Raw genomic sequence first — 13,824 nt, 5'->3', positions numbered from 1 at the left:
AGCAATTACAATCCTTTGTTTACAGAGATAAAGAATAAGAATAGAAATTCGTATTCACTAGGGTTTGGGTTCTCGCAAATACTATCAAAAAATCTACAAGGCTCTTTAGCTTTGGATTTTGTGCAGCAAGACGGATTGTTATCTACACCATTTCAAAGAGTTTATTTTAGAGATGTAGCAGATTCTTTTATTCAGAATTTTCATTTAGCAGAAGCAATAGAGAAATTACCAGATTCTAGATTTAAAATAGCCGTTGGTGGTAGGCTTAACTATTATATTAATGAGACTTTTATCTTAAGAACCTATTACCGTTATTACACAGACGATTGGGGGATAAAATCGCATACGGTAAGTTTAGAAGTTCCTATAAAAGTAAGCGATGAATTTACCATATACCCATCGTATCGCTTTTATAATCAAACAGCTGCAGATTATTTTGCGGCATATAATCAGCATGTATCTACTAGTGAATTTTATACTTCGGATTACGATTTATCTAAATATACAGCCAATCAATATGGATTGGGAGTAACCTATACCGATATATTTACCAACTTCCATATTTGGAAACTAGGTTTAAAAAGTATCGATTTAAAGTATAATAGGTATGACAGAGATACGGGTTTAAATGCAAGTATAATTTCAGCAGGCTTTAAGTTTGTAATGGATTAACTAAAAGTGCTGTTACATAAAAAAATCAATTCTTAATTAGGAGCGCTCATTTTTAAGGACTAGACTGTGTGTTTTGTTTTTATACAGAACTATAATTTTCGTGAATTAACGAAATTACGTACGCTATTTTATTTTTAAAGAACTTCAAATCAGGTATATTTGCGGCAAAATTAGTATACATCAACTACAAAATTTAATCTTAAAAAGGAAATGAACAAGGAATTAGATCAGTTATCGGCAGACAATATTAGGGCTTTGGCAGTAGCTATGGTAGAGAAGGCAAATTCTGGTCACCCAGGTGGACCAATGGGAGGCGGAGACTTTATGCATATTTTGTATTCAGAATTTTTAAATTTCGACCCTACGGATATGGCTTGGCCTTTTAGAGATCGTTTTTTTATGGATGCAGGGCATTTATCTACATTAATGTACGCACAGTATTATTTGTTAGGTAATTATAAAAAAGAAGATGTAGCTAATTTTAGACAATGGGGTTCTGTAACTCCTGGTCACCCAGAAGTAGATGTTGCAAGAGGTATAGAAAACACATCCGGGCCATTAGGGCAAGGACATACTATGGGAGTAGGAGCGGCAATAGCAGCAAAATTTTTAGCAGCTCGTTTCGGAAGTTGGATGGATCATAAAATTTATGGTTTTATATCGGATGGTGGTGTTCAAGAAGAAATTTCTCAAGGAGCTGGTAGAATAGCAGGTCACTTAGGATTGAACAACTTTATTATGTTTTATGATGCTAATGATGTACGACTTTCATCTATGACAGATGAGGTAACATCAGAAGATACAGCAATGAAGTATGAAGCATGGGGATGGAAAGTGGTAACTATAGACGGTCATGACCACGAACAAATAAGAAAAGCATTAAAAGATGCCAATGCAGAAACAGAAAAGCCAACATTAATAATAGGTAAAACTATAATGGGTAAAGGTTGTGTTACTGCAGATGGTAGTATGTTCGAGGGGCACTGTGAATTACACGGACAGCCTATCGGTAACACCGGTGCAGATTACACAAAAACACTTTTAAATTTAAAAGCAGATCCAGAAAATCCTTTTGATATATATAAGGAGGTACAAGCATATTATGATACTATTTTAGCAAATAAAAAGACAAAGGCAGCAGCTAAAAAAGAAGAAATTGCAACGTGGAGAAAAGAAAATGAAGCATTAGCAACAAAATTAGATACCTTCTTATCTGGTGAAATTCCAGAATTAGATTTTAAATCTATAACGCATAAAGATGGTCTTGCAACAAGAGTAGCATCTTCTAATGTATTGGCATATTTAGCAGAAAATGTAGAAAACATGATTGTTTCTTCTGCAGATTTATCTAATAGTGATAAAACAGACGGGTTCCTTAAAAAATCATCCGTATTACAAAAAGGAGATTTCTCTGGAGGATTTTTACAAGCAGGTGTTGCCGAGTTAACTATGGCTACAATTGCTAACGGAATAGCATTACACGGCGGAATTATCCCAGTAGTAGCTACGTTTTTTGTATTCTCTGATTATATGAAACCAGCGATACGTTTAAGTTGTATTCAGGAATTACCGGTGAAGTTTGTTTGGACACACGATGCTTTTAGAGTAGGGGAAGACGGCCCAACACACCAGCCGATTGAGCAAGAAGCACAAATTCGTTTATTAGAGAAATTACAGAACCATAGCCACGAACAAAGTTTTGTAGCTTTACGTCCTGCAGATTCTCAAGAAACTAGTGTAGCTTGGAAAATGGCAATGGAGAATACCAAAACGCCAACAGGTTTAATTCTTTCTAGGCAAGGAATTAAAGATATAGCAGCACAAGGAGACTCTAGATATGACGAAGCTTTAGGAGCAGAAAAGGGAGGGTATTTAGTAAAAGAAACACCTAATGCAGACGTGGTTTTAATTGCTAATGGTTCTGAAGTTGCTACTTTAATAGAAGCGGCTGTTTTATTAGAAGAAAAAGAAGGGTTAAAAGTTAGTATAGCATCTATTCCTTCTGAAGGGGTTTTTAGACAGCAAGATGAAGACTATCAAGAAAGTGTAATCCCAGCAAATAAACCAATTTTTGGACTTACGGCCGGGCTTCCAGTTAATTTAGAAGGTTTAGCAGGAGCTAACGGAAAAGTATTTGGATTAAGTCACTTTGGATATTCTGCTCCAGCAAAAGTATTAGACGAAAAATTTGGATTTACAGGAGCACAAGTATATCAGCAAGTAGTTGATTTTTTAAATTAATAAGTAAAAAAAAGAATATGAAATTTTTTATAGATACAGCTAATTTAGCAGATATTAAAGAAGCACAGGATTTTGGTGTTTTAGATGGTGTTACTACAAACCCCTCTTTAATGGCAAAAGAAGGCATTACAGGAGCAGATAACATTTTAGCACATTACAAGAAAATATGCGAGCTTGTAGATGGTGATGTTAGTGCAGAAGTTATTTCTACAGATTTTGAAGGAATGGTAAAAGAAGGAGAAGCATTAGCTGCTTTGAACCCTCAGATTGTAGTTAAATTACCAATGATTGCAGATGGTGTTAAAGCTTGTAAATATTTCTCTGATAAAGGGATAAGAACTAATGTTACTTTGGTTTTCTCTGCTGGTCAAGCTTTATTAGCGGCTAAAGCAGGAGCAACGTATGTTTCTCCATTTATTGGTCGTTTAGATGATATTTCTACAGACGGTTTAGGTTTAGTAGCAGATATTCGTCTTATTTATGATAATTATGGTTTCGAGACACAAATCTTAGCAGCATCTGTACGTCATACAATGCACGTAATTGATTGTGCTAAAATTGGTGCCGATGTTATGACAGGTCCTCTAAGTTCTATAAAAGGATTATTAAAGCACCCACTTACAGATAGCGGTTTAGCTAAATTCTTAGAAGATTATAAAAAAGGAAACTAAGATTTAAGATTATATAATATCTAAAGTCCATCATGGTTAATCTGTGATGGACTTTTTTATACCCTATTTTTTAGTGCTAAATTTGAAGAATTAATTGTTATATATGAGTAAGAACAAAGTATGGGTAATGTTTCTTTTGTCCGTAATTACAGTAACTTGTTTTGTGCAATGCAAAGAGTCTAAAACAAAAAAAGAAGAGAAGCAGGTAGTTGAACAAGAAACGGAAGGAGTAAAGATTACGGGTTCTTTAATCGCTGATAAGCCCGATGGAATTTTAGTTCCAGAAGGAATGGTCTGGATTACTGGGGAGGAGTTTTTACAAGGGGCTGTTTTACACGACACAATAGCCATGGAGCACGAAAAACCAGCGTATAAAGTAGCTGTAAATGGCTTTTTTATGTCTACTACCGAAGTTACAAATAATCAATTCGCAAAATTTGTTAAGGAAACAAAGTATAAAACTGTAGCGGAACGGACTATAGATTGGGAAGATATAAAAAAGCAACTTCCAGAAGGAGCACAAAAGCCGCACGATTCTATATTGCAACCAGGCGGCTTAACTTTTAAGAAATCTAAAAGTGCCTTATCAAATTTATATGATTTTTCACAATGGTGGCGATGGACTATTGGTGCAAATTGGAGACACCCTCATGGACCTAAAAGTTCTATCCAAGGAAAAGGAAGTTACCCTGTAGTGCAAATAGCCTATGAAGATGCTGTTGCTTATTGTAAATGGGAAGGAAGCCGTCTTCCAACAGAAGCTGAATGGGAACTGGCTGCTCGCGGAACCAATAAAAATACAATATATTTTTGGGGAGATAATTCAGGGAACCTAAATACTAGAGCAAATACTTGGGAAGGAGAGTTCCCAAGTAAGAATAGCATAGTAGATGGTTATGAGTTTAGAGCACCGGTAAAAAGCTATCCACCAAATAGTAATGGTTTGTATGATATGGCTGGGAATGTATGGGAATGGACATCCGATTGGTATAATACCAATTATTATAAAGCAATAAACAAAGAAGTTGTTGTATTGAACCCCAAAGGAGCAAGCAAACCTTACACTCAAAATAACCCTTATGCTAAAGAAAAAGTAATGAAAGGAGGTTCTTTTTTGTGCAGTGAATCGTATTGCGCAAGTTATAGAGTTTCCTCAAGGATGGGCTCTAGTTTAGATTCTTCCTTGGAGCATTTAGGCTTTAGAACAGTGAAAGATGTTAGTATGGTAAAACGATAATGTAAAAAGCTACTAGGACTATTATTTATTAACAACTTTTTAAAACTTTAAGTGTTAGGTTTTCAGTCAAAAAGCTACTTTTGTATAACTCAAATTAAGAAAGATAAAATCATGTCAGAAAATATAGAACGTATTAAAACATTAATCATCGGTTCAGGACCAGCAGGTTACACTGCAGCGATATATGCTTCTAGAGCAGATTTAAAGCCTGTTATGTATACAGGAATGGAACCAGGAGGGCAATTAACAACTACGACAGAAGTAGATAATTTTCCAGGGTACCCAGAAGGTATTGATGGTCCCACTATGATGATGCAATTACAACAGCAAGCAGAGCGTTTTGGAACCGAAGTGCGTATTGGGATGATTACTGCTACAGAATTGAGTGATAAAGTTGGAGGAATACACAGAGTAACTGTAGATAACGATAAAGTTATAGAGGCAGAGACTATTATTATTTCAACAGGAGCAACTGCTAAATATTTAGGCATTCCTAGTGAGCAAAAATTGCGTGGAGGTGGAGTATCTGCATGTGCTGTTTGTGATGGTTTCTTTTATAAAAAGCAAGATGTTGCTATAGTTGGTGCTGGTGACACGGCTGCAGAAGAAGCGTCTTATTTATCTAATATATGTAACAAAGTTACTATGTTGGTTCGTAAAGACCATATGCGTGCGTCTAAAGCTATGCAACACCGTGTAGAAAGCATACCAAATATCGAGATTAAATACAATACAGAAGTTGATGAGGTTTTGGGAGACCAAGTTGTAGAAGGTTTACGAATGGTGAATAACCAAACAAAAGAAAAAGAAGATATAGCTATTACTGGTTTATTTATTGCGATTGGTCATAAGCCAAATACAGATATATTTGCTGGACAATTAGATATGGATGAAACCGGATATTTAATTACAGAAGGGAAGTCTACAAAAACAAATTTACCAGGAGTTTTTGCTTGCGGAGATGCGCAGGATAAAGATTATAGACAAGCTGTAACAGCAGCAGGTACTGGTTGTATGGCAGCCTTAGATGCAGAACGCTATTTGGCTAGTGTAGAAACGCCAGAAGAAGTAGCTTAAGTTGTCTTAAACATATGAAAAAGCCAGCATTTTTAAAATGCTGGCTTTTTTATGCTTAATTTTAATCTATACGTTTGTAATTTTCTGAAAATGTTGGATGTCCATGTTCATCCATAGTAATTTGGCTATAAAAGTTATCTTCTAAATGTAGCTCAAATTTAAATGTCTGTACGGTATCTAACACTTTCATCATGGCTTTAGACCCATATTCTAATTTTTCAGAAAGACTATTATCTGTAGAGGTATATGTTCCATAACCATACCATTCTTTAGGGTCATCTGGGGCATATCTTGTCCACATTACCGTGTTTTTACTGTAAATTTTAACTTGTCTATACCCGTTAATGTTTAGAAGAGTGTCCGATACATTTATCCCATCGTAATTATAACGATTAACTAGTTCCCAAGTTCCTTCCATAGAAGGAGAAGCGTGCGATTTTGATGATGTAATATTGGTTGCAGAAACCAAAATAAGCATCAAGAAAACCAATCCTAATATTTTTTTCATGGTCATCTATTTTTTAAGATATTAATCCTTAATAAGTTACGTTATTTTTTTGAGATAATACTTGTGTAAAATAGATTTGTTTGAAAAAGATATCGTAGATGAAATTACTTTTATTCAAGAAATTTATGAAGGCATTTTAATAGATAATCTAAATCAGACTTCGTATGAGAGGCACTTAATACTATCCTACTCATTAGAGGAGAATCTTCATTAGGGTAGTGAAAATTGGTAATAATAATATTATTTTTTGCTAAGTTTTTAGATAAATTTTTATTGGAAAATGTAAAAGACGGATGCCCATTCATAGAAGTAAAATAATGTAAACTCTTTACTTTAGAAGAAAAATAAGACATATTAGAATTTAGTATTTCTCTTTTTTTACGGTAAATGTTCTCTGCGTTTTTCAAAGTAGCAATACTAGCAGGTGTTGCAGGACTAGCTCCACCATAAAATGGTGTATTTTTAAGATTGTTGATTATTTTTGTTTTTCCAAAAATGGCACCTGCCTGTATACCAAATCCTTTGCCTAAGGAACAACAGACAACTAATTCTTTAGGTTGCATGGCCTTTACTAAATTGAATACTCCACTACCATTTTCTTCAATAATACCAATGCCATGCGAATCATCTACGACTAAAATACATTCTTTTAATGGCAGCTTTTTTAAAGCTGTAAAATAAGGATAATTGTTTCCAGAGAAATCTATAGAATCTAAAAATACAACAGGAGTTTCGTTAGGTTTTTTAAGTAAATAGGCAGAAATGCCTTGTGCTAATTCCAGATAATTGGCATATACCTGCGTATCGTTTGTAATTAAAGCAGAATGTGTATTTGGGGTATAAAATAACGAGCAATTTAGACTATGGTAATACTGCGCAATTAATTGTCCAGCCAAGTAACCCGAAGAAAGTGTAATTGCATCTTCGCAACCAACCATTTCCGATAAGTACAATTCTACTTCTTTGTAAATAGAGAATCGGATATTAGATTTTCTAGAAGCACCGTAATTAGTACCGTATTTTTTAATGTTAGAAATAAAAATATCTTGAAACGCTGCATCTGTTTGCAACCCTAAATAGGAGGTGCCTCCAAAATAAAGATGGGCTTCTCCGTTAATATAAACTTCTCTATCCGGAAAATGGTCAATATAATGAGTCATTACAATAATGTTACACCGCTTCCATGAAGCTCGGGGAAAATTACAGTACCATTAGATTTTATGGTTACGCCCTCTGCGATATCTTCTTTTAATAGCAGTGCACCATCCATGTCTACATAATCTAACTGAGGTAGTAATTGAGCGATGGCAGAAATGCCAACCGTAGACTCGGTCATACACCCAACCATAACTTTAAGGCCTAATTCTTTTCCTCTTTTAATCATGCGTAGGGCAGGGGTAAGTCCGCCACATTTGGTAAGTTTAATATTTATTCCTGTAAAATGTAATGCGCATTTTTCTACATCGGACTCTACTATACAGCTTTCATCTGCGATAATAGGTAAAACGCTATGGTGCATTACTTTTTCCATGCCTTCCCAATTATCCGCTTTAAGAGGTTGCTCTAAAAATTCCACACCTAAATCTTTTAATAGAGGGGCATTATATATAGTTTCTTCTGCAGTCCAAGCACAATTAGCATCTATCCTAAAAATAGCACCTGTGTGTTGGCGTAATTCTTTTACAATGGCAACATCATTATCTGTACCTAATTTTATTTTATAAATAGGCCAAGGTTTTTCTTTCATTTTAGCAACCATTTCCTCAATACTTGCAATACCTATGGTGTAATTAGTTATTGGGTATTTTTCAATGCTTGTTTCCCATAAAGAATAAAGAGGTTTTTCTTTTAGTTTACCATATAAATCATGAGCCGCTAAATCTAAAGCGCAGATAGCGAAATTAGATAGACCTTTATGTACTAAAAATTGATGAAATACTTCTGGAGTAGTAAAATTAAAAGTATCTATGTCGGAACTAATATTATTAATTTCTTGCATCATGCTTTCTACAGTAATCTTGTAGTAAGGGTTAGATGTAGCTTCGCCGTAACCAGTTTCTCCATTTAAAGTTAATCCAACAATTAATGAATTTTGAAAATCGTGTGATTCTCTCGATATACTGAAGGTATGCTTTAAATGAAGCTTGTATTTTTTTAATTGTATTTGCATGGTACTAATATAGAAATTATGGATATACCAAAATAGAGAAAATCCACTGAATTTCAGTGGATTTTCTCATAGATAACAAAATATTTTTTTTGGCTAATTCTATCTTGTTAAAATTTGTGTACGCTACCAGATACAGACTTCTTTTTTTCAACACTAGCATCGCCAGTATAGGAAATATTGCCACCACTACTTGCATCTGCACGTAAAGATTCTGTTACATATATTTTTATATTAGAACCACTACTTGCTTCTGCGGAACATATTGCAGTACTAAGGTCTTTAGCTTTAATATTAGCACCACTGCTACCATCTATATCTGCATTATTAGCTTTTCCTGATAAAGAAATGTTAGCTCCGCTACTAGCATCTACCTCTAATTCGTTGCAAGATATTTCTGCATCTAATATAGAGCCGCTACTTGCGTCTATTTCTAAATCATCACTTTTAATAGTATTCTCCGCAGTTAAATGAGAACCACTAGAACTTTTAAGAGCTTTAATATTAGGCAAAGAAACATATACTTTTTTGGTAGAACGACCTATGTTTTCAATGGCGTGAATTCGTAATTTTCCGTTTTCAATATCGGTACCAATAAGATCTATAATATTTTCATCTGCTTTTACGGAAATACTATATTCATCTGCTTGTGTAACATGCACCTGAATGCCTTCAGAGGCTGAAACTATGCTAAAGTCTTCGGTTACTTTTCTGTCTTCTTCTACTACGACTTTGTTTCCTTTAACGCCGGAGCCCATGTCTCCGAAATTAATGTCGAAACCACAAGAAGATAGAAAGAGTGTTAAGATAATTGCGATTGTAATTTTTACTAAGGTTGTCATGATTGTTGATTTTTAGATTGATGTAAATTTGCTTATTTAATAGCTTACTATCTACTATTTATAACTCAATTGTAGTATTAGTTGGCTGAACTGTTATTAATTATCATCGTTGGCTTTAATGTTAACTCCATCTTCATCAATTTTCATTTTAAAAGATTCTCCATTGTCCTTTATATCGATATCAATGCCATCTTCATTGATTATTATTTTATTGTCTTCTCCATTTTCATTAACTCTAATATTTATACCTTCTTCATTAATAATCACCTTATTATTGTCTCCCTCTTCCATTCGTAATTCCTTTTCTGGGCAGTCTAGGCATTTAAGCTCTCCATCTTTTGCAATTTCCCAGCTATATTTTGCTAAATCGCAGCCATTCATATCCTGGTCATTATTAGTGCGAGTCGTCCAGCATCTACCATCGGTTTTGTTATACTTAATAATAGTATTCTCTGGTAAATATATAGTGGCTTTTACTTCTAAATCGTTGAATCTATTTTTGTCAATTAAGGTCATAAAATCATCTAAGATTATGGTGTTACCTTCTACGCTATAAGAGTAATTTATTAAATCTGCCGTTTCTCTAGCTGCGTTGTAAGAGGAACCATTGGCTTCTTTTCTAATTTCTAATCGAATAATGGAATCTTTAGATCTTTTAATATGGATGCGTACATCTTCGGATAATAAAACCTCTTCTCCATTCTCATTGTAAGACATGGTTAGATCATGCATGCGTACATTTCCTCTATTTTCAAATAAATCAGAAGAGACAGAACTTATAAATACAGTGTCTTGAGGAGATTCTATATATAATTCATGCTCTGTTGTTGTACTACCAGAATAAGCATGTGCTGCAGCTTCTCTAACCCCAACAACTATTAAACTTATGATAGCAATAATCCAAAGACCAAGTAGAGAAAATTTAGCAATGTTACCTATAGATTTTAGGTTTTTTACTAAGATTTTTAAACCTAGATATAACAAAAAGAAAAATGGAATACCTACGGCAAAAAATATGAGCATGGAAAGTAGCCAAACAGGTGCTTGGGTAGAATTGGTAATGAAATTATCGAAACCAGGTAATTGTACCCAATCCAAAGTGCCAACGGTTAGTAAGCCTATAAATAAACCAATAACTGTGGCCGCGCCAATAATGATAAGTAATATGCCAATGAATTTTCCGAATATTTTGAAAAAGAACATTATAATTTCTCCTATAATATCAAAAAAGGTTTTACTACTGCTTTTTACTTGGTTTCCTACTTTTTCATAGTCCACACTTTTTACTTTTTCAGCTACCTCATCAAAACCCTCTTTTACTTTACGTTCTATATTACTAATGTTTACAGCTTCGCCACGCATATCTAATTTTTGAGATGTGGTAGCTGCTTCTGGGATAAGAATCCAAAGTAATCCGTATATAAGGATAAAACCACCACCAGAACCTATGGTTAAGAAAACCCATAGTAAGCGAATCCAAAGTGGGTCAATTCCAATATAATGAGCTAAACCAGAAGATACCCCTGCAACATATTTAAGTTCTGTATCTCTATATAGTTTTTTTACTCTTTTGGCTTCTTTTCTAGGGGTTGGTTCATCCTCGAAAATATCTTCGTCTACCATATAATCTTCAGGTTGCCCCATAATGGTGATAACTTCATCTACTTCTTTGGTGGTAATTACCTGTCTTTCATTTTCTAATTTATCATGAAAAAGTTCTGCAATACGAGCTTCGATATCTGCTAGAATTTCGTCACTCCCAGCGGTATTGGCAAAAGAGCGTTTTATAGCTTCTAAGTAGCGTCGCATTTTGTTATATGCTTCTTCATCTATATGAAAAAGGATATTTGCTAGATTAATATTTATAGTCTTGTTCATTATGCGTTATTTTTTGAGTTGGTAACCATATTGGTGGCAGTTCTTAATTCGTCCCAAGTACTATCTAATTCTTTTAAAAATAATTTTCCAGTTTCGGTAAGCGTGTAATATTTTCTTGGTGGTCCAGAAGTAGACTCCTCCCAACGATAGTTGAGTAAGCCCGCATTCTTTAGTCTTGTTAATAAAGGATAAATAGTGCCCTCTACAACAAGCATCTTTGCGTCTTTAAGCGTGCCTAGAATTTCAGATGCATATTTATCCTTACCGTTAAGTATAGATAAAATGCAATATTCTAGCACACCTTTACGCATTTGTGCTTTTGTATTTTCTACATTCATAATTTCATGATCTGTTAAATTAACTGTTCGTTTTTCATATGCCGTACTTAAAGTTATTTTATGTCTGTGATGAAGAGACTACCGCTTTAAGCACGGAATACGATGATTGATTGATTGATTGATTGATGAAAAAACTCCTTTTTGATTAATTATTTTATAAAATTTATAGTAATAGGGTAGGCAAAAGTCTCCCCTTCATTTGTTTTTATGGTTGCCATAATAGTGTAAACTACATTAACTATAAAGAGTGCACCCTGTGCTAACCCAGTAATTCCTAATGGAATCATCCACTTACTAAATGTAAAATCATCTAGATCAAAATGTAAGTTTAAATTATTATAATTACTTAGGTCTGATAAACCAAAAAGATTAAAATCCATAATATTCGGAAGCATACCAATTATAAACGGAATACTTATAATACCTAAGGCAATAGAATATAATAACAAACTTATTTGAAAATTAAGAGCTTGTTTACCATTGTAATCTACATAACTATATTCTTTTTTATTTGCCGTCCATAATACTAATGGAATAATGAAATTCCCAAAAGGAATAAAGAATTTAGAAAAGGTGGACGCATGTATAATTGCGGACAAATTTCTTTCGTGTTTTGTTACTGTCTCTGTCATGGCATATTAGTTTCTTATACAAATATATGGCTAAAAGAAGGTACTATGCAAAACAAAGTACTGTAATTTAACATAATATTAACATTTTTAGATTTGTTAGATATCAAGTATCTTTAGAAAAAAATAAAGATATATGCCTGTTTCAGCCCCTAAATTCAACATGTTTACCTTTTTTAAGCTCCCATCCGCATGGTGGTGTGGAGTGCGTTTACAATCTATTGATAAAAAGAGAGCAGTGGTGACTGTAAAGCACGGATGGTTCAATCAGAATCCTTTTAAATCTATGTTTTGGGCTGTTCAAGGTATGGCCGCAGAACTAGCAACAGGTGCTATGATGATAGACCAAATTAAGGATAGCGGTAAAAAAATATCCATGTTGGTAGCAAATAATAATGCCAATTTTTCTAAAAAAGCTACTGGTAAAATAACCTTTGTTTGTGCCGATGGGGATAAAATTGCAGCGGCTTTAGATAAAACTATTGCTACAGGAGAAGGGCAAACCGTTTGGATGCAATCTATAGGAACCAATACGGATGGGGTAGTGGTATCTACTTTTAATTTTGAATGGACGGTTAGAGTAAAACAATAGATTTTTAGTACGATACTAAAAATAATGATATTTTCTTGTAACAAACATCCAAGGTTTGTCTACCTATAAGTATCAATCATAAAAAAAATAAGACTAAATGAACGCACACGAAATAGATTATCAGATTTTTGGAGAAGAAATGCAATATGTAGAAATAGAACTAGATCCGCAAGAAGCAGTAGTCGCAGAAGCAGGTAGTTTTATGATGATGGATTCTGATATTAAGATGGATACCATTTTTGGCGATGGGTCTAATCAAGAAAAAGGGGTTTTAGGTAAGTTGTTTTCCGCAGGTAAAAGAATGCTAACTGGGGAAAGCCTATTTATGACTGCTTTTTTAAATATAGGACAAGGGAAAAAACAGGTAAGTTTTGCATCGCCATATCCTGGAAAAATTTTACCGATAGATTTATCTGAAAAACAAGGAAAGTTCATTTGCCAGAAAGATGCTTTTTTATGTGCAGCCAAAGGGGTTTCTGTAGGTATTGAATTTTCTAAAAAATTGGGTCGTGGGCTTTTTGGAGGCGAAGGCTTTATTATGCAAAAGTTAGAAGGAGACGGAATGGCATTTGTGCATGCCGGTGGAACTCTAGCGAAGAAAGAACTAGCAGCAGGGGAAGTTTTAAAAGTAGACACCGGTTGTATTGTAGGTTTTAGCCAAACCATAGATTATGATATAGAATTTATTGGCGGAATAAAAAATACCGTATTTGGTGGGGAAGGATTGTTCTTTGCTACTTTACGTGGACCAGGAATAGTATACGTACAATCGTTACCATTTAGTAGATTGGCAGGTAGGGTTTTAGCTGCAATACCAAGAAATGGCGGTGGTAAAGGCGAAGGTAGTTTACTAGGAGGCATAGGAGATTTATTAGATGGCGATAATAGATTCTAGAAGAACATAATAAGCTAAAAAATAACGCCACATATTACAATATGTGGCGTTATTTTTTTGAAGCTATTCTATTATAG

14 protein-coding genes are annotated in these 13,824 nt (G+C 34.2%); 7 read left to right on the top strand and 7 right to left on the bottom strand.

The features are described from left to right. From QZZ51_RS13340 to trxB, 5 genes are all read left to right on the top strand, one after another. The coding region (locus QZZ51_RS13340; RefSeq protein ID WP_291870479.1) for a DUF3570 domain-containing protein at positions 1 to 672 on the top strand (672 nt) is incomplete at its 5' end. A 210-nt stretch (positions 673 to 882) separates the two neighbouring features. Further along, positions 883 to 2,913 (top strand): transketolase, encoded by a 2,031-nt coding sequence (locus QZZ51_RS13335; RefSeq protein ID WP_291870476.1) that lies wholly within the window; start codon positions 883 to 885, stop codon positions 2,911 to 2,913. Between the two features lie 17 nt (positions 2,914 to 2,930). Continuing rightward, the gene (fsa, locus tag QZZ51_RS13330) at positions 2,931 to 3,584 is read left to right on the top strand and encodes a fructose-6-phosphate aldolase (protein ID WP_291870474.1); all 654 of its coding nucleotides are present in this window, start codon (positions 2,931 to 2,933) and stop codon (positions 3,582 to 3,584) included. Between the two features lie 103 nt (positions 3,585 to 3,687). Continuing rightward, positions 3,688 to 4,821 carry a formylglycine-generating enzyme family protein gene (locus QZZ51_RS13325; protein WP_291870472.1) on the top strand — a complete coding sequence of 378 codons (1,134 nt, stop codon included), beginning with the start codon at positions 3,688 to 3,690 and terminating at the stop codon, positions 4,819 to 4,821. Positions 4,822 to 4,932: 111 nt separating this feature from the next. Continuing rightward, positions 4,933 to 5,898 (top strand): thioredoxin-disulfide reductase, encoded by a 966-nt coding sequence (trxB, locus tag QZZ51_RS13320; protein ID WP_291870471.1) that lies wholly within the window; start codon positions 4,933 to 4,935, stop codon positions 5,896 to 5,898. Between the two features lie 61 nt (positions 5,899 to 5,959). Here trxB and QZZ51_RS13315 read toward each other — a convergent pair whose 3' ends face one another. The 7 genes from QZZ51_RS13315 to QZZ51_RS13285 all read right to left on the bottom strand — a co-directional run bounded on the left by QZZ51_RS13315 (position 5,960) and on the right by QZZ51_RS13285 (position 12,263). After that, a complete protein-coding gene (locus QZZ51_RS13315) occupies positions 5,960 to 6,406 on the bottom strand; it encodes a hypothetical protein (protein WP_291870470.1) in 447 nt (148 codons plus the stop codon). A gap of 110 nt (positions 6,407 to 6,516) precedes the next feature. Next, positions 6,517 to 7,566, bottom strand: coding sequence for a pyridoxal phosphate-dependent aminotransferase family protein (locus QZZ51_RS13310; RefSeq protein ID WP_291870468.1), 1,050 nt, complete (start codon positions 7,564 to 7,566; stop codon positions 6,517 to 6,519). Beyond that, positions 7,566 to 8,576 (bottom strand): dipeptide epimerase, encoded by a 1,011-nt coding sequence (locus QZZ51_RS13305; protein ID WP_291870466.1) that lies wholly within the window; start codon positions 8,574 to 8,576, stop codon positions 7,566 to 7,568. Before QZZ51_RS13305 ends, QZZ51_RS13310 begins: the two co-directional genes overlap by 1 nt. 107 nt (positions 8,577 to 8,683) lie before the next feature. Beyond that, positions 8,684 to 9,415, bottom strand: coding sequence for a head GIN domain-containing protein (locus QZZ51_RS13300; protein WP_291870464.1), 732 nt, complete (start codon positions 9,413 to 9,415; stop codon positions 8,684 to 8,686). A 96-nt stretch (positions 9,416 to 9,511) separates the two neighbouring features. Further along, positions 9,512 to 11,293, bottom strand: coding sequence for a PspC domain-containing protein (locus QZZ51_RS13295; RefSeq protein WP_291870462.1), 1,782 nt, complete (start codon positions 11,291 to 11,293; stop codon positions 9,512 to 9,514). Then, positions 11,293 to 11,631 carry a PadR family transcriptional regulator gene (locus tag QZZ51_RS13290; RefSeq protein WP_291870460.1) on the bottom strand — a complete coding sequence of 113 codons (339 nt, stop codon included), beginning with the start codon at positions 11,629 to 11,631 and terminating at the stop codon, positions 11,293 to 11,295. Before QZZ51_RS13290 ends, QZZ51_RS13295 begins: the two co-directional genes overlap by 1 nt. 149 nt (positions 11,632 to 11,780) lie before the next feature. Beyond that, complete coding sequence (locus QZZ51_RS13285) at positions 11,781 to 12,263, bottom strand: DUF4870 domain-containing protein (protein ID WP_291870458.1); 483 nt, start codon at positions 12,261 to 12,263, stop codon at positions 11,781 to 11,783. A gap of 133 nt (positions 12,264 to 12,396) precedes the next feature. Between QZZ51_RS13285 and QZZ51_RS13280 the strand changes: the two genes are divergently transcribed. Both QZZ51_RS13280 and QZZ51_RS13275 read left to right on the top strand, forming a co-directional pair. Then, positions 12,397 to 12,852, top strand: a complete 456-nt coding sequence (locus QZZ51_RS13280; protein WP_291870456.1) for a DUF4442 domain-containing protein — start codon at positions 12,397 to 12,399, stop codon at positions 12,850 to 12,852. 97 nt (positions 12,853 to 12,949) lie between these two features. Then, complete coding sequence (locus QZZ51_RS13275) at positions 12,950 to 13,747, top strand: TIGR00266 family protein (protein WP_291870454.1); 798 nt, start codon at positions 12,950 to 12,952, stop codon at positions 13,745 to 13,747. Positions 13,748 to 13,824 lie beyond the last annotated feature (77 nt).

The sequence above is a fragment of the Maribacter sp. genome (genome assembly GCF_016744255.1).
Lineage (GTDB): Bacteria > Bacteroidota > Bacteroidia > Flavobacteriales > Flavobacteriaceae > Maribacter_B.
This window is presented reverse-complemented; position numbering and strand designations above follow the sequence as displayed.

What these genes read in the sequence shown, in the direction of transcription:
- fsa (WP_291870474.1), top strand. Translation starts at nt 2,931, where the DNA reads ATGAAATTTTTTATAGATACAGCTAATTTAGCAGATATTAAAGAAGCA.
- QZZ51_RS13305 (WP_291870466.1), bottom strand. Translation starts at nt 8,576, where the DNA reads ATGCAAATACAATTAAAAAAATACAAGCTTCATTTAAAGCATACCTTC.
- QZZ51_RS13275 (WP_291870454.1), top strand. Translation starts at nt 12,950, where the DNA reads ATGAACGCACACGAAATAGATTATCAGATTTTTGGAGAAGAAATGCAA.
- QZZ51_RS13285 (WP_291870458.1), bottom strand. Translation starts at nt 12,263, where the DNA reads ATGACAGAGACAGTAACAAAACACGAAAGAAATTTGTCCGCAATTATA.
- QZZ51_RS13300 (WP_291870464.1), bottom strand. Translation starts at nt 9,415, where the DNA reads ATGACAACCTTAGTAAAAATTACAATCGCAATTATCTTAACACTCTTT.
- QZZ51_RS13295 (WP_291870462.1), bottom strand. Translation starts at nt 11,293, where the DNA reads ATGAACAAGACTATAAATATTAATCTAGCAAATATCCTTTTTCATATA.
- QZZ51_RS13290 (WP_291870460.1), bottom strand. Translation starts at nt 11,631, where the DNA reads ATGAATGTAGAAAATACAAAAGCACAAATGCGTAAAGGTGTGCTAGAA.
- QZZ51_RS13315 (WP_291870470.1), bottom strand. Translation starts at nt 6,406, where the DNA reads ATGAAAAAAATATTAGGATTGGTTTTCTTGATGCTTATTTTGGTTTCT.
- trxB (WP_291870471.1), top strand. Translation starts at nt 4,933, where the DNA reads ATGTCAGAAAATATAGAACGTATTAAAACATTAATCATCGGTTCAGGA.
- QZZ51_RS13310 (WP_291870468.1), bottom strand. Translation starts at nt 7,566, where the DNA reads ATGACTCATTATATTGACCATTTTCCGGATAGAGAAGTTTATATTAAC.
- QZZ51_RS13335 (WP_291870476.1), top strand. Translation starts at nt 883, where the DNA reads ATGAACAAGGAATTAGATCAGTTATCGGCAGACAATATTAGGGCTTTG.
- QZZ51_RS13280 (WP_291870456.1), top strand. Translation starts at nt 12,397, where the DNA reads ATGCCTGTTTCAGCCCCTAAATTCAACATGTTTACCTTTTTTAAGCTC.
- QZZ51_RS13325 (WP_291870472.1), top strand. Translation starts at nt 3,688, where the DNA reads ATGAGTAAGAACAAAGTATGGGTAATGTTTCTTTTGTCCGTAATTACA.